The following is a 21,036-nucleotide window of genomic DNA, read 5'->3' on the forward strand; positions in this document are numbered from 1 at the left end:
CCGTACGAGACATGTCCGGTGGGCCTTGGGCGGCTCACCGGACATGTCTCGGGGCGGCGCTCAGACGCGCCTGCGATGTCAGTGACGGCCGAAGGCTCGCGTCACTTGTTCGTCTGGGCGTAGTTGCACGCCGTGACCGCGTCGGCGTATCTGACGCCCGCGCCCTCAAGCCCGAACCGGCACGCCTGGTAGTTGATGGACTTCTCCAGATCGCTGTCGAAGTGCCCGCCCGTGCGGCAGTATTCAACGATCGTGTTGGTGGGCTGGTAGTTCTTGCTCTGCAAGTACCTGACGCAGGAGGCCGACACCGCCGAGGCGGAACCGGCCGTCACGACAGTGGCCGCGGAGGCCGCTACGAGAATGCCGACGGAAGCCACCGCGCTCGCAATTTTTGCATTCATTTTGTTCCTCTTGCCGATCTCGGGTTGTGTCATCGGATTCGGGGCCGCGAGCCCCCGGCAAGCTTCTGACCAGGGGAAGCGCGATAGGCATGCCGTCCTGCGGGAACGTGGTGAGCACATTTCCCGCCGGGCACTCACCCGTGCCATGTCGTCGCGGCCCGTATCCACTCTCCGCGTCTGCGAATTCATGATCAAGACCAAGATCATCTACGATCGATGCGCCACACTCACCAATCAACGAACACAAGGGGGACCGACGGTGGAACGGCATGAGATGGAGGCCTTCTTGGCGCTCGCCGAGGAACTCCACTTCCGCCGCACCTCGGAGCGGCTCGGCCTGGCCCAGGGCCGGGTCAGCCAGACCATTCAGAAACTGGAACGCCGCATCGGGGCGCCGCTGTTCGAACGCACGAGCCGCAAGGTGGCCCTGACCGCGGTGGGCGAACAGCTGCGCGACGACTTGCTCCCCGCCTATCAGCAGGTGCGACGGGCCCTCGCGGACGCCGCGGCCGCCGCGCGGGGCACGTGCGATGTGCTGAGGGTGGGCTACTCAAGCCCCATGGCGGCCGAGCTCGTCCTCAAAGCCGCCGACAAGCTCACCGCCCGCCGTCCCGGCTCGGAGGTCCAGATCCAGGAGATCCAGCTCTCCGACCCCTTGGGACCGATCCGCAGCGGCCAGGTGCACCTGCAGATCACCGAACTCCCCGTCGACGAGGACGACATGGCCGTCGGCCCCGTCCTCATCGCCGAGGACCGCAGGATCCTGGTCCACCACCAGCATCCGTTCACCAGCGCCACCGCGGTGACGCTGGAGGACCTGGCCACCACCACGCTCATCGTCTTCTCCGAGACCGTCCCCCGGTACTGGCAGGAGCACCACACCCCGCGCCAGACCCCCTCCGGCCTGCCCATCCCCCACCAAGTGGTCGGCTACTGGCAAGAGGCCCTTGCCATGGTCGGCGCCGGCAGGGGCGTCACCTTCGCGTCCGCGCGAGCCGAGCGCTACTACGCTCGCCCCGACATCGCCTGGCTGCCCTTCCCCCAGCTCCCCCGCTTCGAGTACGCCCCCGTCTGGCCCCGCGCGAGCAACAGTCCGCTCGTCCGGGAGTTCCTCCAGGCGGTCACCGAGGACGCGCCTCGCCTCCCCGCGCACAGCCACGTCCCATGAACGGGCCCGGGTCCCTCACCGCCCGCGGCCGGTAGCGCCGCCGGGCGGACGCGGGTCCATGGCCATGTGCCTCAGGCGGTGTCCCGGGGAGTGGCTCCGGCCGCGATGAGGACGGCGGCTGTTTCGGGGTGCTGGCCGTAACGCGTCCAGTCCAGTGGGGAGTTGCCCGTGCCGTACTCCTCGCGCAGGTTGGGATCGGCGCCGTGCGCCAGGAGGGTGCGCACCGTCGCGGTGTGCCCCCAGCAGGAGGCCGCGCACAGGGGCGTGCCGTCCGCGCCGAGGCCCCGGCTCTCCGTGTCGGGCCGGGCTCCGGCCACCAGGAGCAGCCGGGCGATCTCCGTCTTGCCGTTCACGGACGCCTCGTACAGCGGGGTGACACCCTCGTAGTCCCGTCGTTCCGGGTCGGCTCCGGCCCGCAGGATCGCTTTGACTTGAGTCACATCACCCGCCGGGATCGCCTCGAAGAGACGTCGGGAGAGCTTCTTTTGATGGCGTTGGTTCACGGGCCGAGGTTAGTGTCACCCTCCCCTCGGGTCCAGTCGTTTTCGCAGGTGGGGGCGGTGGTGTGGGAGGGTGGGGAGGCGGTCGGCGAGTGTCGTGGTTGCTCACTCGCTCAGGCCGGGGCACAGTCAACTCACGTACGGAGTCACTCCGGTCAATATGAGCCTGTGCTTCCGCATTTCAAGCCCTAGTCCGCACATCCCGGGATCATGGCGAGAAATATGTGGGTAGGATCCGCCAACACTACGGTCGTACGCAGGAGAGGTGGACGCCATGTCCGACGCCCTGACCGAATCAACCGGGCTCGAAAGCCAGTATGCCGCACAACTCGCCGCGGACTTGAAGCGCAATGCCGCGGACCAAGAACGCATCGAAGCCGAACTGGACAGCATGCGCGAGCAGTTGCTGTCCTTGCGGCGCGACCAGGTGCTGCTGGTGAGGATGCAGCAGCTTTTGGACACCGGGGTTGAGGACTCAAGCCCGGGTCAGCAGACGGAGGAAGCCCCGTCAGCGGAGGCGGAGTCGGCGACGTCCGCCGCGGAGTTGGAGCCGACCGCGCCGCGGTCGGAGGCACAGGCGGAGGCGGAGCCCGAGGCGGCCGCGCCGGTGCCCGCGCCGCGTACCGGTGAGGCCCCGGCCAAGCGTGCCGTGCGCAAGAAGCCGGTGCGCACGAAGACCACGACCGCCAAGAGCACCACCGCGAAGAGCGCCCGCGCGGCGTCCGCGCGCTCGGCGGCGGGGCGTACCGCGACGGCACGCAAGAAGAACGAGACCAAGAAGAGCGAGGGCAAGAAGGCCATCGTCGGGGCCACGCCCAAGGCTCCCGCCGGGCCCACCCTCATCGACCTGGTGCGCGCCCACCTCGGCCGGCAGGACGAGCCGCGCTCCGCTGCGGAAGTCACCGCCGTGCTCAGCCAGGACCACCCGGAGCGCTCGGTCAAGACCACGGTCGTGCGCACCACGTTGGAGAACCTGGTCGCCAAGGGTCACGCGCACCGGTCCAAGCAGAAGAACTCCGTGTTCTACAGCACGTCCGACGCCTCCTCGGCGCCTGCGGTCGCCCCCGAGGAGCCGCAGGTGAAACCGGAAGACACGGCGGCCGCGGACGGCTGACGCGGCCGCGCGGCGGTCACCCGCGGGCGGCTCACTTCTCCCGGCTCCCACCGGCCGGGAGAGCGCCGCCGCCAACGCTGGCCTGGATGCCGGGGCCTGCCGCTGGGCGGCGGGCGACGCGTACTCCCCGCACACTTCATGTGCCGACGGGGCACACCCACAGGTGACACCGCCTCAGGCACGCGGTCACACCGGGGAGCGTCTGGTCGAGGGCCGGTGGCGCGGCAGTTCGAAGCCGACCTCGGCGCCGCCGCCTTCCGGGCTGGTGGCGAAGACGGTCCCGGAGTCGGCCGTGACGATGTCGTGGACGATGGCGAGGCCGAGACCCGAGCCGGGGATCGCCTGGGTCCTCGGGCCACGGTAGAAGCGGTCGAAGACAGCCTGGTGCTCGCCAGCGCCGATGCCGGGGCCGTGGTCGCGCACGCTCAGGCGGCCGCCGTCGACGTGGACGGTGATGGGGGCCGGGGCTTCGCTGAACTTCACGGCGTTGCTGAGGAGGTTGTCGACGCAGCGCCGTACGGCCCGGGGCCTGGCCCGTACGGACGCCGGGTCGCCGACGATGACGTCGATGACGCGGCCGTCGCGCGTGCGGTAGCGGCGCGCGCCGTCCTCGGCGACGGCGGCCAGGTCGACCTCGGCGGGCTCCTCTTCGGTGTAGCGGTCGGTGGCCAGCTCGACGAGTTCGCGCACGAGGGCGTCGAGGGCGGTCGTCTCGGTGACCAGGGTGGCGAGGATCTGTTCCTCGTCCTTCGGGTCGAGTCGGCCGCGGGCCCGTTGCAGCAGTTCCGCGCTGCCGCGCACCGAGGTCAGCGGGGTGCGCAGTTCGTGGCTCGCGTCCTGGACCAGTTGCTGCTGCTGGGCGCGGGAGCGGCGCAGCGCGCTGAGCATGGTGTCGAAGCTGCGGGTCAGCTGGCCGATCTCGTCGGTGCCCGCGGGCGGCAGGGGCGTGGACAGGTCCTGTGTGGTGGTGATGCGGCCGGTGGTGCGGGCCAGGCGGCGCACGGGGCGCAGGACACGGCCGAGGACCAGCCAGCTGAGCAGCGCGGAGACGCCGGTGGCGGCCGCGGTGGTCAGGGAGACCCGCCACAGGAAGGCGTGGTCGACGCGGGCCGCGCCCTGGTAGTGCTGGCCGACCATGAGGGCGTCACCGCCGGGCAGGGGCCTGGTCAGGACGCCGTACTCGCGGCCGGAGACATACACGTCCCGTCGGTGGGTGCCGGTGCCCGTGCGGGCGACACGGCGGTCCCGCGCCGAGACCGGGAGCCGGTCGCGGCCGGTGGCCAGGGGCCGCACGGTGCCGTCGGCGCGCAGCACCTGCTCGGTCATGTCGGGGCGCTTGGGCGGCTCACGGTCCGCGTCGAGCAGGGCGACGACCGTGTCGGCGCGGTCCTCGAGGCCGCGTTCGAGCTCGTTCGCGACGAGGTCGCTGACGTTGCGGTACGACAGGGCGGCGCTGAGGGCGATGGCGAGCACCGCCGCGGCGACGACCACCACGGTGATCTTCGTGCGCAGCATCAGGGGGCGCGGGTTCCAGGGGCGCGGATTCCAGGAACGTGGGTTCCAAGGGCGCGGCACGCGGCGGTCACTCCTGCTGGTTCTCATGCCGGTTCTCAAGGCGGTTCTCATGCCGGGCGGACGGTGTAGCCGACGTTGCGCACGGTGTGGATGAGGCGCGGCGCCCCGTCGTGTTCGGTCTTGCGCCGCAGATAGCCGATGTAGACGTCCAGGGAGCGCGAGGCGGTGTCGAAGTCGTAGCCCCATATGCGCTCGTAGATCTGGGTGCGGGTGAGGACGACGCCGGGGTTGCGCAGCAGCAGCTCCAGTACGTCGAACTCGGTCTTGGTGAGGTCGAGCGGCAGGGCGCCGCGGTGGGCGCTCCGGGTCGCGGGGTCCAGGCTGAGGTCGCCGACGGACAGGGCCTCGGCGGCGCTGTCGGGCGGGGCGACGCGGCGCAGCAACGCCCGGATGCGGGCGAGGAGTTCCTCGGTGGCGAAGGGCTTGGCGAGGTAGTCGTCCGCCCCCGCGTCCAGACCGGCGACGCGGTCCCCGATCTGGTCGCGGGCGGTCAGGACGAGGACGGGAAGGCGGTCGCCGCGACGGCGCAGCATCCGGCACAGGGCCAGGCCGTCCAGGCCCGGCATGACCACGTCCACCACCGCCAGGTCGGGGCTCTCCTCCTCGATCAGGCTGAGCCCCCGCAGTCCGTCGGGGGCCAGCAGGACGCGGTAGCCCTCGAAGCGCAGCAGCTGGTCCAGGGTGCTGCGCACGCCCGGGTCGTCCTCGACGACCAGGACCGTGCGGGGATGCTCGAATGCCTCAGTCATGAGGTCATCTTCGCTGGTGGTGGGCGTGGTCATGGATGCGGGCCCGGTCAGTGGTCGACGGCGGCGACGGCGATCGGGGGCAGTCCGCTCAGGCAGGAGGTGTCGCCGGTGGCGCCGGTGCGCAGGAACCGGGTGGCGACGCCGGTCACGCAGCCGCTGCGCTCCAGCTCGGGCACGTGCCCGGTGTTGGCGACGGAGTGGAACCGGCTCCGCTCGAACTGCCGTGCCGCCAGGCGGCCGTTGGCGTCGGGCGTGTTGGCGTCGAGGTCGCCGGAGAGCACCAGGACCGGCACGTCCGGGAGGCGGGGGTGGAGCGGCTGGGGGCGGGCGGTGTCCGCGCGCGGCCAGCCGACGCAGAGGTCCCCGCCGTCGGACTGGGCCCGGGTGAAGCCCTCGGCGCTGAACGGCCCGTAGGCGCCGGGCGCGGTGCCCGCCAGGGCCTTGCGGTACTGCCGCCACCGCTCGGCGACGGAGGCGTCCCGCGACCAGGCCGTGCGGTAGTCGTTGCACACCACGGCCAGGAACGGCGCCTGGTCGGTGGCGTCCGCCGTGGCACCGTCCTCCTTGATCAGCTCGACCAGCGGCTTGGGGTCGTTCCGTACGAAGTGGCGCAGGGCGCGGGGCATGCGGCCGAGCAGGGTGCGCTCCCGCGGGGACGCGCCCACGCCGGAGCTGGCGGACTCGTACAGCAGGTTGCCGAGTTTGGCCTCGGTGAACGTCACGCGATGTCTGGTGCCGTCCGCGGTGATCCGTACGGTGAGCGGCTTGGCCCGCAGCCGGGCGGCCACGGTCTTGAGGTCCTTGACGGCCGTGGCGCCGTCGCAGGCCCGCTTCGGGTCGCGGTCGCAGATCCGGCGCAGGGCCAGGGGGACCGCTCGGGCGCTGGGCCGCACCAGGGGATCGAACGCCAGCGGGTAGGCGCCCGTCAGGAGCATGGAGCGCACCCGGTCGGGGTGGCGGCTCGCGTACACGGGCATCAAGTACGTGCCGTAGGAGGCGCCGTAGAGCGTGAGCCGGTCGACGCCGAGCCGGGCGCGGATGGCGTCGATGTCGTCGGCGGTGGCGGCCGTGGTGTACGCCCGCGCGCGCGGCCCGAGCGTCTTCGCGCACCGCACCACGGCGTCCCGCTGCTGTCGCCGCGTGCCGAACCGGTACTCCGTGGCCGTCACCCCGCAGGGCAGGCGCTCCGAGACGCCGGTGCCCCGGGGGTCGACCAGCAGCACGTCGTGGTCGCGGAGCAGGCCGCGCAGGCCGACGGCGTACCGCGGGGCCCGCTCGACGGCGACCTCGCCCGGTCCGCCGGGGTTGATGGCCACGGTGCCCTTGGCGGCGCCGGGGCCGCGGTGCCGGACGACCGCGTACCCCACGTTGATCGTGCCCAGTTCCAGCCTGCCGGTGACCAGTGGCCGCTTCGTGGCGCCGCAGTCGACGCGGTGGTCCGGCACGGTCGGGCACCACGCCGGGCGGTGCCCGACGGGTGCGGCCGCGGTGTTCGCCGCCCGGGGAGCCGCGGCGGCCGTCATGGGCGGCGCCGATGCCAGCAGCGTCACCATGCAGGCGGCCAGGCCCACGCGCCAGGCGGTGCTCACGTACGTCATGTGCACTCCTTGTGTCTCGCAGGTGCGGACATGACGGTGCCGCCCGCTCCGCACAGCGACGGCAGAGCGGCGGCAAAGGTGAGTAAGAAAGCGCGACTGACTGACAACGTGAGGCTGGCGAAAGCGCGATGGAGAGAGCGCGGTCGCCTAGCCCGCGCTGGCGAAGCGCTTGCGGTACTCGCTCGGTGTGGTGCCGAGGTGGCGGGCGAAGGCGCGGCGGAGCGTCTCGTCGCTGCCGAACCCGCTGTGCCGGGCCGCCGAGGTGGCGCTGTGCCCGTCGAGCAGGAGCTGCTGGGCCCGGTCGAGGCGTACGCGTTCGACCCAGCGGGCCGGTGTGGTGTCCAGTTCGCTCTGGAACAGGCGGGTCAGGTGCCGGGTGCTGACGGCGGCGGAGGCGGCCATGGCGGGCAGGCTGTGGTCGCCCGCCGGGTCGGCGAGGACGGCGTCGAGCAGGGAGCGGAGCGGGGCGCCGCGTGCGGGTGGCGTGGTGAGGGCCGTGGAGAACTGCGACTGGCCGCCGGGGCGTTGCAGGAACACCACCAGTTCGCGGGCGATGTGCCGGGCGCGCTCCGCGCCGTGGTCGCGCTCCACGAGGGCGAGGGTCAGGTCGATGCCCGCGCTGATGCCCGCCGACGTGACGTACCGCCCGTCGCTGACGTGGATCGCGTCCGGCTCCACGCGCACCCGTGGGTGGCGGCGGGCCAGAGCGGTGGTGTGCCGCCAGTGCGTGGTGGCGCGCCGCCCGTCGAGCAGGCCGAGCGCGGCGAGCACGAAGGCGCCGCTGCACACGGCGGCGACCCGGCCCGCGCGCCCGGCCAGGGCGGCGGCCGCGGTGAGGAGCGCGTCGTCGGGGTGGCCGTCGGCCAGTTCGTCCGCGCCCGCGACGACGAGCGTGTCGAGGTCGCCGACGTCGGCCGCCGCGAGCGTCCCGGCGAGGGCGAGGCCGGAGGCGGTGGTGACGGTGCCGCCGCCGGGCGAGGCCAGGACCTGCTCGTAGGGCAGGCCGAGGCGGCGCGCCTGCTGCAGCACCTCGGCGGGGCCGCTGACGTCGAGCAGGGTCACCCCGTCGAACACGAGGAAGACCACGCGATGCGTCATGTCTGAATCCGTGGGTTGTCCGGCAGAAAGGACATGGCTCCAGGGTACGCCCCCCCGGCGAGAGTGGAGGCACCGGAGACCGAGGGGTCCTACGGCGACAACAGACGACAAGAGTCGGCAACAGACGGCAAGAGACGGCGAGAGGCGACGAGAGGTGGACGTGATGAGCGAGGAGATCGCGGGAGTGCGGATCCCGGACAGCGCGCTGGCGCGGGAGGCGACCGAGCTGGTGCGGGAGGCCGCGTCGCCCCTGGTGTTCGACCACTCCCGGCGGGTGTTCCTGTTCGGGGCGCTGCGGGGCCGCGCGCAGGGCCTCGCCTTCGATCCGGAACTGCTCTATGTGGGCGCGATGTTCCACGACCTGGGCCTGACGGAGCGGTACGGCCGTACCGACCAGCGGTTCGAGATCGACGGGGCGGACGAGGCCCGCCGCTTCCTGTGCGCCCACGGCGTCGACGGCGAGGCGGCCGACCGGGTCTGGGCGGCCGTCGCCCTGCACACCACGCCGGAGATCCCCCTGCGGATGGCGCCCGAAGTGGCCCTGGTGACGCGGGGCGTGGAGCTCGACGTGCTGGGCGTCGGCTACCACGCCGTGTCCGACGAGGAGCGCGCCGCCGTGGTGGCGGCGCATCCGCGCCCCGGCTTCAAGAACGGGATCCTGGCCGCGTTCACCGACGGGATCAAGGACCGCCCCGGCACGACGTTCGGCAACGTCAAGGCGGACGTGCTGGCCCACTTCGTGCCCGGCTTCCACCGCGGCGACTTCGTCGAGGTCATCAAGGACTCGCCCTGGCCGGAGTGAGCGGGCCGGGGGCCGCCCGCCGACATCTGAAGCCGACCTGGGCGCGGCAGGCCGGGTGAGCCCGGCCTGCCTACGATCGCCCCATGGCCCTGTTCCTCGTCGACCGCACCACGCCACTGCTCCCCGAGGAGGCCTGGCGGCGGCTCACCGACTGGGAGCGGCACGGCCGGGTGATGCCGCTGACCCGCGTCACCGTCGGCCTCGCGGGAACGCCGACGGCCGGTGCGGGCGCGCGCTTCACGGCCCGCACCGGGGTGGGGCCGCTGGCGTTCGACGACCCGATGGAGGTCGTGGTGTGGCGGCCGCCGGCGGAGGGCCGGGCCGGGGTGTGCCGTCTGGTCAAGCACGGTACGGCCGTCACGGGCTGGGCCGAGATCGAGGTGGGCCCCGAGGGCAGTGGCGCGCGGGTGCTCTGGCGCGAGGAGCTGCGGGTGCGGTGGCTGCCGCGCCGCGCCGACCCGCTGGTGGCACGGCTCGGCCCGGTGGTGTTCGGACGGGCCGTGGACGCGCTCCTCGGCTCCGTCTGAAGGGGCCGGTCAGGGGGCGGGTCAGGGGGCGGGCTTCTCCCAGACCGAGACATGGCTGGTGCTCTCGTGGGTGAAGGGCGCCCGGGACCAGTCCTGCCAGCGGTAGCGCGGCGAAAGCCCGGCGAGGCGAGCCATCAGGTCGAGTTCGGCGGGCCACACGTATCGGAACGGAATGGACGAGTGCTCGGCCTTCCCGTCGGCGACCGTCACGTAGTGCGAGCTCATCGCCTGGGTGGCGGTGTCATAGGTGTCGAAGGCCCACTGCGTCGCACGGACGCGGAAGGGGACGGCGCTCTGGCCCGGCGGGAGCTTGCGCAGCGCGGGCACACCGACCTCGATGACGAAGCTGCCGCCGGGCCGCAGGTGTGCGGCGGCGTTGCGGAAGCAGTCGACCTGGGCATCCTGCGTCGTCAGGTTGTTGATGGTGTTGAAGACGAGGTAGACGACGTCGAAGGCGCCCGGCACCTCGGTCGTGGCGAAGTCGCCGATGGTCACGTCGAGGGCGTCCCCGCCGGGCTTGTCCCGCAGGCGGTCGGCCATGGCCCGCGACAGTTCGATGCCGTGGACGGGGACGCCGCGCGCGGCGAGCGGGAGCGCGACGCGGCCCGTGCCGATCCCGAACTCCAGGGCCCGCCCTTCGCCCGCGAGCCCGGCGAGCACGTCGACCACCGGGTCCACCGCTTCCGGGCGGAACATGTCCGCCTCGGACGCGTCGTAGGTGGCCGCGACGTCTTCTGGGAAATGTCCGTCGTCATGGGGCATCCGTGGACCGTAGTGCCCGTGGCGGCGGTGGCGCACGGGGTTTTCCGCCGTACGGGATGCGGATCGGGCGACACGCGGTGAACCTGGAGACAGGGGGTACGCCAAGGAGGCATCCCATGTCGGTGATGGACAAGCTCAAGCAGATGCTCAAGGGGCACGAGGACAAGGCAAGCCAGGGCATCGACAAGGCGGGCGACTTCGTCGACGAGAAGACCCAGGGCAAGTACAGCAGCCAGGTCGACACCGCCCAGGACAAGCTCAAGGAGCAGCTGGGCGGTGACCGGGAGCAGGGCGGCGGCCAGGGCAACCCCCCGCAGGCCTGAGCGGTCCACGGACGGCCCGGGCCGGTATCCGGCCCGGGCCCCGGCCGCCACGGGCGGCTTCCCCCGGGTGCGCGGCGTCAGTCGCCGCTCGTGCGCCCGTGTGCGGTCCGCGCCAGGCGCGGGCCCAGCCAGCGCTTGAACTGGCGCAGCACCTTGACCTGTCCGACCGCCTTGTCGAGGCCGTAGTACAGCTGCGGCGGAACGTACGGCAGCAGCGGCGAGTGGCGCTGGCCGAGCAGCGCGAACATGCGGTGCGGGGGCAGCTGGATGTAGCGGGGCAGGTTCTCGTACCACTGCGCGCTGTGGCGGGCCGCGCTCTGCGGCGACAGCAGGGCCGCGGCGCGCTCGCGCTGGTAGGCGGCGAGGGCGGACGGCAGCGCGCTGTGCCCGCGCAGGGCACCGGCCAGCGCGATGGCGTCCTCCAGGGCGAGGGTGGTGCCCGCCCCGATCGAGTAGTGCGTGGTGTGGGCGGCGTCGCCGATGAGGACGACGTTGTCGCGGTACCAGCGCTCGTTGGTGAGGGTCTGGAAGGTCAGCCACTGGGCGCGGCCATCGGCCGATGAGCGGCCGATGAGGGGGTGTCCGTCCAGGACGTGGGCGAACAGCTTGCCGAGCAGGACGAGTCCCTCGGCCTCGTCCGCCCGGTCCAGGCCGAGGCCGGTCCAGGTCTCGGGGGCGCATTCGACGACGCAGGTGCTGCGTTCGTCGCTGAACCGGTAGCCGTAGGCCCAGATCCAGCCGTGCTCGGTCTCCACGAAGGCGAAGGTGAAGGCGTCGAAGACCTTGCTGGTGCCGAGCCAGATGTACTGGTTGCGCCCGGCGGTGACCCGCGTCCCGAAGCGGTCGGCGTCCTGGGCGCGCAGCGCGCTGTGCAGTCCGTCGCCCGCCACGACCAGGTCGGCGTCGAGCGGCAGGTCGGCGGCGCCGATCTCGTGGCCGAACTCCAGGCGTACGCCGAGGGCGCGGGCGCGCGCGGACAGGAGCTCCAGGAGCCGGTGGCGGCCGATGCCGAAGCCCTCGTCGCCCCGGTGGCGCGCCGTCCTGTCGCCGACGTGGGCGACGCCGTCGCGCCAGCGCACGGACGCCTCCTCGACGGCGCGCGCCGACTCGGGGTCGTGGGTGTGGAGCTTGTCGAGGAGCCCGCGCCAGTAGGTGACGCCCCAGCCGTAGGTCGACCCCTCCGGGTTGCGTTCGTGGACGGTGATCTCGGTGGTGGGGTCCTGCCGCTTCAGCAGGATGGAGAGATACAGGCCGGCGGGCCCGCCTCCGACGCAGGCGACCTTCACGTACACCTCTGCAAGTTGCTCACGATGACCATGTGGCGACAGAGAGTAGCAGCGGGTGCCGGGTGGTCCGGGACGGCGGACCGGCCCGCCGCGCGGGGCGCGGCGGGCCGGTCGTGCTGCTCCGGGCGGGGTCAGGGCGTGCCGCAGTCCCCTCGCGGTGGCGGTGGTGTCGTGTCGCCGGAGTCCGCTTCGGCGGTGGTGAGGACCCTGACGTTGAGGGCGCACTCGATCTGTTTGACGGTGTGGAACACGATCACGTCGTTCGGGCGGGTGGGACCGCTGATGCGCTGCTGGCTGCCGACCAGCATGCCCACGAGCATGGCGCCGTGCACCTGGTGTCCGTCGATGACCGTGTCGATCGGTACGAACACCGGGGCGCCCGAGTCACCGCCACGGGCGAGTTGCACGCCTTCCCTGACCGCGCGGGCCAGGCCGCGGGTGCACCGCCGCGGCGCGGGTTTCGGCTCGCACTCCACGCCCTCCGTCAGCGAGCCCACGTCGATGTCGCAGACGAGCTTGGTGACCGCGCCGCTGACGCACACCTTCTGGCCGACCACCGGGGCATCGGCCTTGCCGAGGACGCGGCGGGCGGCGGGCAGGCTCGGTGTGCCGCCGTCCGTCCAGATGGTCGGGGCGTACGTCTGCGGGTTCGCGCGCGTGGTGCCGATCAGGCCGGTGTCCGCGCCGTCGTCGAAGAACGACCTGAGGAACGTGCCGTACCGCTGCTCGCCGGACTGTGCCCGCACGTCGATCCGGGCGTCCGAGCAGTGCCCGGCGGTGACCATCGCGCGTTTGCCGTCCTCCACGCGGCGTACGGCGAAGCCGGACGTGCAGGAGAACTCCGAGCCGCTGACCGTGGTGACGATCTCGGCGCCGCCCCGGTGCGGCTGGGGGTCATTGGCCCTGCTCGCCGGGGCGGCCTGGGCCGGCGTCGGGACCAGCGTCACGAGCAGGGCCGCCAGAGCGCTGGAGAGCATGCGTCGGCTCAGCATGGTGTTCACCCCTCCAGCTCGAATTCGATGCGGCCCAGCAGGCCCATGGTCAGTGCGAAGTAGTCGGCGTGCACCAGGCGGCGGGCCGCCGGTACGGGCGCGCCGTTGACGGTGACCGTCTCCGTGGCCGTGTCCTGGTCGGTGCGGTACAGCTCGTACTCCTGCACGAGGAGCCGGTACAGGGTCAGGTGCTGTCCGGCCGGGGGCGTGAGGCCCCCGGTCCAGGCGAAGGCGGTGCCCTCCGCGCGGCACACCAGCTCGGCGGGGCCACCGAGTTGCTTCCAGTCCATGTCGTCCTCCCCCAGGCTCGCGCGGCTCTGCAGGGTGACGACGACACGGCGGCTCGCGGCCACCGCGACCGCCCCGGTGCCGCTGATCTCGCCCAGTTCGTTGTACGTGGCCGGGCCGCTGAGGCGGACGGTGAGCTGCTCGCCCTCGCGGCGGCCGGTGATCTCGCGCGGCGGCAGGAGCTGTGCGAACTCCGCGCGCTCCACCTTCGACAGGTGCAGCGGGTCGATGGCGAACGGCTGGTAGCGGGCGAGGGCCAGGCGCACATAGGGGAAGTAGGCCGTGGCCGCGCCGGTGCCGAGGTCCACGTCGATGTCGACGTACCACAGGCGGCGTTCCTGGTCGTAGGACGGCGTGTAGGCCACCCCGTCGGCCAGCAGCGGCCGTGCGTCGGTCGACTCGGCGAGGGGCAGGCCGGTGAGGCGCTTGTCCGCGTTCGGGAAGTGGGCGGCCGCCGGGCTCGGCAGCGCGGTGGTGTCGGACCAGACGGGGTCGACGCCCCAGCGGGTGGCGAGGTTCTCGGGCAGGCTCGCGCCGGGGTCGAGGATCACGGCGAGCATCTCGTCGTCGCCGGAGGAGAACCACGGGCGGTTCAGATAGACGCGCTGCCCGGCGGCGCGGCGGCGGCGTGTGACCGCGCCCCGGGCGCGGTCGACGGTGCGTTCGTGGCGCAGGGTCGGCACCGCGTACGCCACGGCCGGTGGTTCGGGCCTGCGGGAGCTGGGCACGGGCAGCGGCGTGGTCGCCGGGCCGAGGCGGGTGACCTTGGCGCGGTCCTCGGTGAGGGTCGGGTGGAAGTACTCGCGGAAGCGGGTGACGGCGGTCGGTGTGTAGCGGACGTTGCGGTGCCGGGTGTCGCCGAACTCGTGGGTGCGGTGGGCCCGTTCATCGTCGTCGGCGTATTCCAGGGGGATGTCCTCCAGGTGGGTGTGGCCGTCGACGCGGGTGGGTGCGGGCTGGGTGACGTCGTCGAGCCATTCGCTCCAGCGGGCGTCCACCTCGACGTGCCCGGTGCTCTCGGAGTGCCCGGTGACGTGCAGGCCGATCTCGGCGGCGGTCTGCTCGGCCGTGCGTTCGGCGGTGAGTTCGCTCAGGGCCGGACGCCGCACGGGCTTCTCCACCGCGTGCACCAGGGTGATCTCCGTCCACGGCGTGAGCATCCAGTTCTCGCCGTCCGCGCTGGCCCGGGTGAGGAACTCCCGGTCCCGCTGGGGCAGGTCACGCCAGAACGTGGACGCGGTGAGCAGGCCCCACTGCTTGAGCAGGGGCAGCTTGTCCGGGTCCAGATAGCAGCTCAGGCGGACCGTGGCGATCTCGCCCTTGGGCAGGTACACCTCCAGGACACGCTCGATGAAGCCGTCCCACTGCGGCTCGCGCGTGCCCTCCTTGATGCGGATCTTGAACGGCTTGGCCTGCGGCCACGGCCCCGGGAAGGGGATCTTGCGGTTCTCGGTGTCGCCGGGCAGGCCGCGCAGCATGACGCCATCGGCGAGCGCGTCCGGCAGATAGGGCAGGAGCAGCTGGTGGCCGCTGTGCACCACGAACTCGCCCTGTTTCAGCCCGGCGCCGCGCCGGGGCAGCGGCAGCGGCGTCACCGGCGAGGTGTCGTGCACGTCGTGCTTGGCGACGTGGATGCTGCCTTCGAGGAGCAGGTCGTGCTCCAGGTGGGGCCACTCGGCCTCGCGGACCTTGGTGTCGAGGAAGGACCCGGACTCGCGCGACGCGATGGCGACGTACTCCTCGCGCAGCCGGTCGGGCTTGGTCGCGCCGAAGGCGGCGTCGAGCGTGCCGTGCTCCTCGGCCATCTGCAGCGCCGTCTTCGGCGGCACCACGTGGCGTTCCGCGATCGGCTTGTAGCGCCGGTCAAGGCGGTCGGCGCCGGAGCGCTCGCCGTGGTCGGGGACGTCCGAGCGCAGCAGCGCGTACTCGTCCGGGGAGATCTGCCGGTCCTCGTCGGTGACGGTGCTGCGGATGACGAGGCGTTCGGTGGACTCGCCCTCGTTGAACGGCAGCAGCGGGATGACCACGGGCTGCGGCACGGGCTCCCAGCGGCCGTAGGTGATCGCCTCGGAGCGGACGGCGTCGGGTGTGCTCGCCGTGTGCTCGAGGCTGTTGCCCGCGAGGTCGACGACCCGGGCGCGCATGCGGTACGTGCTGCCGTAGCGCAGGGCGGGCAGGGAGCCCGGCTCCGCGGTGAACCGGGTCTCCAGGGGCACGTCCGGGGAGACCGGCGGGGCGGGCGCCTCCACCTCGTTGTCCAGGCCGATGGTGCGGCCCGGGCGTGGCGCGGCGAGGCTCCAGCCGTGCCAGCCGAGGACGGCCTGGTGGCCGTAGAGCTCCGGGGCTCCCTTGGCCACGGCCGTCACCGCGCTGGCGCGCACCAGGCCTTCGTCCGGGCGGACCTGGATCGGGACGGGCTGCTGTCCGGGCCTGCGGATCGTGTAGCGGCCGCGGCGGCGCAGCAGGGACCGCCACTGCCGTACGGCGCCGGTGGCGGGGTCGGCGGTGCCGACGTCCACGCGGTAGCCGCGCACCAGGTCCTCGGCGGTGAAGGTGGCCACCTCGCCGTTGGTGCGGCGCAGCAGGTCGTCGCCGATGCGCCCGGCCAGGTGCCGGTCGCGGTCGGTGTGCATCAGGGTGATGCCGCCGCCGCGGGCGGCCGGGGTGCCGGTGCCGACGGTCTGGTAGGGCATTGAGTGCGGGCTCGACGGATACAGGTGCTCGATGGTGCGGGCGTAGTCGAGGTGCTTGAGCGCCGCGCCGTCGACGTCGAGTTCGGTCAGGTGCCAGGTGCCGGGGGCGCCCAGGTTCAGGAGCCGGCCGGTGAACAGGCCCGAGGTGCCGGTGGCCGCCTCGAAGACGCTGCCGCGTACGATGCGCAGCTTCGTCCAGGGCCGCCGGTTATCGGTGTTGAGGGTGGTCGAGCCGGGGACGCCGTTGTCGAAGCGCACCCGGACGCACGCCTGGTCGGGCACCGCCGCGGGCAGGGTGAACTTCAGGTCGACGACGAGGCCGAACCTGCGCTGGAGCTCGGGGTAGTCGCCGATGAGGCCGCAGGCCTCGTGGAAGTCGACGCGGTGCTCCTCCTCGGCCGCGGCGAGTTCGGCGGGCGTGGGGCGGCGCCGGTCGTAGAACAGCGCCGCTTCGGCCAGCGGCAGCATGCGTCTGCGGTCCTCGCGCGTGTACTGGGGGCCGTTGCGGTCCACGGAGCGGGGGGCGAGGTCCTCGGCCGCGGTGCGCGGGCCGCCGTTGGCGGGCGGGTCGAAGGCGTCCGACACCGCCTTGTACCCCGTGCTGATGTCCCTGCCCATGCCGAGGACCTGCGGGGAGACGATGTCGGGCAGCTCGTACAGGGCGGGGAGCTCCCAGCCGCGGTGGTCGGTGGGCGGCGGCTCGCACAGTCCGCGCTCCTGGCGGGCCCACTCGCCGCCGAGGCGGCTGCGCGTGGTGGCCACGGCGACGGCCTGGTACACGCCGGTGATCTCGTCGTGGACCATCTTGCCGGGGAAGGAGCGCAGGGTGCGCGGCGCCTGCGCGGCGAGCGCGGTCGCCGGGGGCGGCTCTTTGACGAGCGTGTCGCCGGTGAACAGGGCCTGCCAGAGGCCGAGGTCGGCGGCGGGGTAGCGGCCGGTCGGCGCGTGCTGCTTGACGTAGGTGCTGGCCGGTGTGCTGAACTCCAGCCAGAGGCCGGACAGCAGCGTGGCGAGGTGCTGGGGCCACGCGGTGAAGTACGCGGACTGGCTGAGCTCGGTGACGCCGGTGAGGGTCGGGCTGACGAGGACGGACACGCGCACGGTGTCGCCCTCGACGACGCCGTCGGGCAGGACGGTCCATCGGATGCTGTCCACCATGGTCAGCTCACCTCCGCGAAGGCCGTGCAGTAGTCGAGGACGGGGTCGACGCGGGCGCCCGTGACCGGGTCGGTGTACGGCGACATGAGGTCGGTGAACGACGGCGGGGTGAGTTCGGGGGGTGCGGCGGCGCCCGCGAACCCGGCGAGCTTGCCGCTGCCCGCGAACTTCTTCTCGCAGCGGATCGTCACCGACGTCTCGAAGAAGCCGATCTCGATGCTGATGGTGAGGCTGGCGCGGCCGACGGCGTAGCCGCCCTCGTAGCCGAGTTCCAGATACAGCTCGATGGAGGCGGAGACGATGCCGAGGACGTCGACCTCGCCGCGGGCGCGCAGATAGCCGACGAGTTTGATGCTCGGGTAGGTCTCCTCGGGCTTGTTCGGGCCGGGGGTCACCGTGACCAGTTCGAGCCGGAAGTAGACGCCCGCCATCACGGACAGGCTGCCGCTGGCCACGCCGAAGTTCATGGATACGGCGGCGCCGAACTCCAGGGCGGCGTCCAGGACGGCGATGTGCCGGGGGGTGAGGACGATGCCGAGGTAGCCGCCACCGCCGAGCATCGACACCGTGAGCCGGAAGGGCGCTTCGCGGCGGCAGAAGGAGAAGCCGGCCTGGAGCGGGGTGTTCCCGATGAACGGCACGGACAGCGACGCGTTCAGGGAGAGGTTCTCCAGGCTGAAGACGCCGACGGCCGCGTTGGGCAGCTGCATCGAGTAGGTGGCGCGGATGCCGGAGCTGTCCACGGTGAGCGCGGGCGGGTCGCTGAACCCGTCGAGGGGGATCAGGCGCCGCAGGGTCTGGATGAACTCCAGGTGCCCGATGAAGTCGACGCCGCCGAACTTCACCTCGATGTCGGGTTTCTTCCCGGCGCGCATGGTGAAGCGGATGCGGTCGAAGTTCAGGGCGAGCGCGGGGAAGCCGGGCACCAGGCGGAGCGTGAACTTGTCGAGGGTGCAGGTGACGTCGGCGGCCTGCGGCACGTCCGGGCGCAGCGAGCCGCGCAGGTCGGCGACCAGGGTCAGCTTGCCCTCGGGGTAGAAGAGGGCGTCGTCCTTGGGCGGGGGCTCCTCCTTGCCCGGTGTCCACGCCTTGATGTCGGGCTGCCACTGGAGCCGGGAGTTGACGACGTCGGGGAGTTTGGCGCCGAGCGCGGCCAGCTTGACGGCCTCCTTCAGGGCGAGGACCGTGCCCACGCCCTGCTCCCAGGTGGCGGCCTGTTCGGCGACGCGGGTGAGGAGCTGGCGCACTCCGGTCTCGACCGCGGCGGGCAGGTTGATCCGCAGCTCGCTGAGGGCGTCGGAGAAGTCCCGGAAGGCGTTGTCGACGTCCTCGATGGGGGTGGGGTCGGGGACCTGTTCCAGCTGGCTGGTGAGGTAGGCGACGAGGGTCTGCGCGAAGATCGTGGCCGCGTCGGTGACGCGGATGACGCGGTCGGCGATCTCGGGGAACTGTTCCTCGACTCCGGCGAGGAGGGCGCGCAGGCCGCGCAGGTCGCCGAGGAATCCGGTGACGGCGTCGACGGTCGCGGTGAGGAAGTTCGGCGCCTTGAGGTTGTCCAGGCCGACCTCTTTGAGGATCTCCGCGAGCGGGAACATCCCGAACAGCTGCGCGTCGGTGATCTGCTTGAAGTAGTCGGACGGGTTGAACCGGCCCTGGACGAGGTTGGCCCATTTGTCGATCGGGTCGGCGGTCGGGCCGGGTGGGGTGGGCGGGATCGCGGCGACCGGGCCGGTCAGCCGGGACAGGCCCGCGACGGAGAAGTTCGGCTGGGCGAGGGCTCCGGCGTTCTGGGCGCCGTCGCTGAAGGTCAGCGCGAACGGCTCGGCGAGCTCGATGAACAGCTCGCCCTTGTTGGCCGCGGCGAACGCGTCCCGCACATACGGCTCGGGGTAGAACACCGACCGCGCCAGGCCGCCGCCGAAGCCGGTGCCGAAGCGGCTGAGCGCGGGCACGACGGTGCGCGCCCAGCGCACGGTGGGCAGGAAGCGGGGCTGGTCGTCGGAGTTCAGGTCCAGGATGCTGTCGGTGGTCACGGCGCCCCAGATCAGCTGCCCGGTGCTGAGGGTGGTGTCGTCGGGCTTGCTGCTCGGCGCGTAGGCGACGCCCTGGCCGCGCACGTCCGCCACGACGCGCAGGACGTTGGGCTTGCCGAGGTCGGGGGGCGCCTTGCTCGGCGCGGCCTCCTGGGCCATGTAGGTCGTGATGAGCCGCTCCACGTCGGCTCTGACGTCGTGCACCTTCTTGCCGACGAAGGCCATCGGCGTACGGAACTCCACGATGCGGCCGTCGAGGTCGATCATGCTGACCCGGAACTGGAAGCAGGGCTTCTCCTCGGCGGTCGCCGGGAAGAAGACGAGCTTTTCGTTGGGTTCGGTGCCGGGGTCGGTGCCGGTCAGGATCGGCACGGGCTCTTGCAGATCGGGGGTGACGAGGGTGAGCAGGCGCACGCTGGTGAAGGGGAACAGGCGGCGCAGGCGCTTCTGGTCCGCGTTGTCCTCGGGGGCGCCGTAGCGGCGTACCGGCTCGCGCACCATGATGAAGTACCTCTGGTGCAGGTAGGCCGCGTGGTCGGGGCGATCGCGGTCGAACTTGCGCTCGGTGACCTTGACGAGGTCGGCGCGGTGCCCGAAGGGGAAGAGCCGCCCCTGGTACATCACGCGAACGTAGTGGTCGCGGCCCAGCGAGGCGCGGTGACGCCACTGGGTGACATCGAAGCCGGGGGGAATCCGGTCCCAGCGGCCCTGGGAGTCGAGCCAGCCGCCCAGGGTGGACAGCATGAGGTTGTCGCCGGTCAGCGGGGCGGGCTGGAAGCCGCCCGGGAGCTGGGTGTTGGACGTCAGATGGACCACCGACGAGCGGTCGTTGCGGTCCATCGCCATCCGGAACTCGTTGCCCCCGGCTGTCAGCGGTTTCGTGTCGGTGGGGGCGAAGCCCGCGTCGCGGGTCCAGATGGCGCGGGCGCCGGTGGCCGGAATGCGGGTGTGCCAGAGCTCGACGCGACCGCCCGGGGCACTCAGTTCGGTGGTGTGCGTCCAGCGCGCGGTGTGTGGCGGCGACAGGAGCAGTCGGTACGGCAGTTCGATGCCGGTCTTCGGGTTGTCGGGGTCCGCCAGGGGGTTCTCGGGGCGGGCTCCGGCCGCGGCGGCCTGGTCGGGGGCGGCGAGGAGTCCGGCCTCGACGGGGGCGTCCGGGCCGTGCCGGGCGGTGAGTTCCGCGGCCGAGCGGGCCAGGCGCAGTGCCTGGAACACGTCGAGGGGCTCGTCGGCCGCGGCGGCCAGGCGCGGTGCGCCGGGCGGGGCCGCTTGCTGGGCGGCGTCCACGACGCGCAGCGGCAGCGTGCGCATGGCGAGGAGCAGCGCGGTGTCGGTGTAGTCGATCCCCACCCCGGCGGGCACGGTGAACACCAGGACGCTGCGGCCGCCGACGCGGGAGGCCACCGGCGGTGGCTTGCGCGGCTCACTGCCTTGGGGTGCCGCGCCTTGTGGTGCGGCGTCGGGCGTCAGGTCGGGCAGCCCGGGGCTCAGCTCGAAGAAGGCCTGTTCGGCGACGTGCTGAGGGCCGAAGGTGACCACGAGGTAGGCGGGCTTGGCGGGGTCTTGGCGGACCAGCTGCCGGGGTCTGCCCAGCGGCTTGTCGAGCCGCAGGCCCAGGAAGCGGAAGTGGAGGTCGAGCAGGTCGGTCGCTCGGAGCAGCCGGTAGGGCTGAGGTGAGGGTGGCACGGACATGAGGTTCCCCCGTTGCCGGGTCCGAAGACCCCGTTAGGGCGGCATGGTGTGTCGCGACAGTGACGAGACGTGTGTCAGGGCGTCGGCGTGCGCGCCGACGAGCCTGTGGTGTCGTGAGGGTGCGCGGCGTGACGACGACGCCGGCACGAATGCGAACAGTGATGCGCCCTGGGATACGTGATCCATGGTTCTATCGCACGGCGAGGGGTACCGTCTCTGTCACTTTCGGCCGTTCTGCCACCCCTCGTCCGAGCGGCCCCGCCGCTTCAGGATCGCC

At 72.3% G+C, this 21,036-nt stretch carries 16 protein-coding genes; 5 read left to right on the forward strand and 11 right to left on the reverse strand.

Annotated features, from left to right (window positions below; translation table 11 throughout):
• Positions 1–101 precede the first annotated feature (101 nt).
• Positions 102–401 (reverse strand): hypothetical protein, encoded by a 300-nt coding sequence (locus AC07A4_RS13140; RefSeq protein WP_478596946.1) that lies wholly within the window; start codon positions 399–401, stop codon positions 102–104.
• 259 nt (positions 402–660) lie between these two features.
• Between AC07A4_RS13140 and AC07A4_RS13145 the strand changes: the two genes are divergently transcribed.
• Complete coding sequence (locus AC07A4_RS13145) at positions 661–1,569, forward strand: LysR family transcriptional regulator (protein WP_478596948.1); 909 nt, start codon at positions 661–663, stop codon at positions 1,567–1,569.
• A 71-nt stretch (positions 1,570–1,640) separates the two neighbouring features.
• Here the strand turns inward: AC07A4_RS13145 and AC07A4_RS13150 are convergent, their stop codons facing one another.
• Positions 1,641–2,072: an ankyrin repeat domain-containing protein gene (locus tag AC07A4_RS13150; RefSeq protein ID WP_478596950.1), complete on the reverse strand. Its 432-nt coding sequence runs from the start codon at positions 2,070–2,072 to the stop codon at positions 1,641–1,643.
• Between the two features lie 271 nt (positions 2,073–2,343).
• Between AC07A4_RS13150 and AC07A4_RS13155 the strand changes: the two genes are divergently transcribed.
• Positions 2,344–3,183, forward strand: a complete 840-nt coding sequence (locus AC07A4_RS13155; RefSeq protein ID WP_478596952.1) for a hypothetical protein — start codon at positions 2,344–2,346, stop codon at positions 3,181–3,183.
• 186 nt (positions 3,184–3,369) lie between these two features.
• On the opposite strand, the gene AC07A4_RS13160 is transcribed toward AC07A4_RS13155, so the two are convergent.
• The 4 genes from AC07A4_RS13160 to AC07A4_RS13175 all read right to left on the reverse strand — a co-directional run bounded on the left by AC07A4_RS13160 (position 3,370) and on the right by AC07A4_RS13175 (position 8,203).
• Complete coding sequence (locus AC07A4_RS13160; protein ID WP_478596954.1) at positions 3,370–4,698, reverse strand: HAMP domain-containing sensor histidine kinase; 1,329 nt, start codon at positions 4,696–4,698, stop codon at positions 3,370–3,372.
• Positions 4,699–4,805: 107 nt separating this feature from the next.
• Entirely contained in the window at positions 4,806–5,507 is a 702-nt protein-coding gene (locus AC07A4_RS13165; RefSeq protein ID WP_478596956.1) for a response regulator transcription factor, read from the reverse strand.
• 47 nt (positions 5,508–5,554) lie between these two features.
• Positions 5,555–7,105: an alpha/beta fold hydrolase gene (locus AC07A4_RS13170; RefSeq protein ID WP_478596958.1), complete on the reverse strand. Its 1,551-nt coding sequence runs from the start codon at positions 7,103–7,105 to the stop codon at positions 5,555–5,557.
• Between the two features lie 147 nt (positions 7,106–7,252).
• Positions 7,253–8,203 (reverse strand): GlxA family transcriptional regulator, encoded by a 951-nt coding sequence (locus AC07A4_RS13175; protein WP_478596960.1) that lies wholly within the window; start codon positions 8,201–8,203, stop codon positions 7,253–7,255.
• A gap of 163 nt (positions 8,204–8,366) precedes the next feature.
• On the opposite strand from AC07A4_RS13175, the gene AC07A4_RS13180 reads away from it, so the two are divergent.
• Together AC07A4_RS13180 and AC07A4_RS13185 are read left to right on the forward strand one after the other, a co-directional pair.
• The gene (locus AC07A4_RS13180) at positions 8,367–9,005 is read left to right on the forward strand and encodes an HD domain-containing protein (protein ID WP_478596962.1); all 639 of its coding nucleotides are present in this window, start codon (positions 8,367–8,369) and stop codon (positions 9,003–9,005) included.
• A gap of 83 nt (positions 9,006–9,088) precedes the next feature.
• Entirely contained in the window at positions 9,089–9,532 is a 444-nt protein-coding gene (locus AC07A4_RS13185) for an SRPBCC family protein (RefSeq protein ID WP_478596964.1), read from the forward strand.
• Positions 9,533–9,553: 21 nt separating this feature from the next.
• On the opposite strand, the gene AC07A4_RS13190 is transcribed toward AC07A4_RS13185, so the two are convergent.
• Positions 9,554–10,294, reverse strand: a complete 741-nt coding sequence (locus AC07A4_RS13190) for a class I SAM-dependent DNA methyltransferase (protein ID WP_478596966.1) — start codon at positions 10,292–10,294, stop codon at positions 9,554–9,556.
• Positions 10,295–10,410: 116 nt separating this feature from the next.
• On the opposite strand from AC07A4_RS13190, the gene AC07A4_RS13195 reads away from it, so the two are divergent.
• Positions 10,411–10,617, forward strand: a complete 207-nt coding sequence (locus AC07A4_RS13195) for an antitoxin (RefSeq protein WP_478596968.1) — start codon at positions 10,411–10,413, stop codon at positions 10,615–10,617.
• Between the two features lie 77 nt (positions 10,618–10,694).
• Here the strand turns inward: AC07A4_RS13195 and AC07A4_RS13200 are convergent, their stop codons facing one another.
• The 4 genes from AC07A4_RS13200 to AC07A4_RS13215 all read right to left on the reverse strand — a co-directional run bounded on the left by AC07A4_RS13200 (position 10,695) and on the right by AC07A4_RS13215 (position 20,753).
• Positions 10,695–11,909: an FAD-dependent monooxygenase gene (locus AC07A4_RS13200; protein WP_478596970.1), complete on the reverse strand. Its 1,215-nt coding sequence runs from the start codon at positions 11,907–11,909 to the stop codon at positions 10,695–10,697.
• A 125-nt stretch (positions 11,910–12,034) separates the two neighbouring features.
• Positions 12,035–12,895, reverse strand: a complete 861-nt coding sequence (locus tag AC07A4_RS13205; protein ID WP_478596972.1) for a chymotrypsin family serine protease — start codon at positions 12,893–12,895, stop codon at positions 12,035–12,037.
• 5 nt (positions 12,896–12,900) lie between these two features.
• A complete protein-coding gene (locus AC07A4_RS13210; protein ID WP_478596975.1) occupies positions 12,901–17,034 on the reverse strand; it encodes a hypothetical protein in 4,134 nt (1,377 codons plus the stop codon).
• A 2-nt stretch (positions 17,035–17,036) separates the two neighbouring features.
• Positions 17,037–20,753: a hypothetical protein gene (locus AC07A4_RS13215; RefSeq protein WP_478596977.1), complete on the reverse strand. Its 3,717-nt coding sequence runs from the start codon at positions 20,751–20,753 to the stop codon at positions 17,037–17,039.
• Positions 20,754–21,036 lie beyond the last annotated feature (283 nt).

The sequence above is a fragment of the Streptomyces sp. NPDC043996 genome, assembly GCF_056435225.1.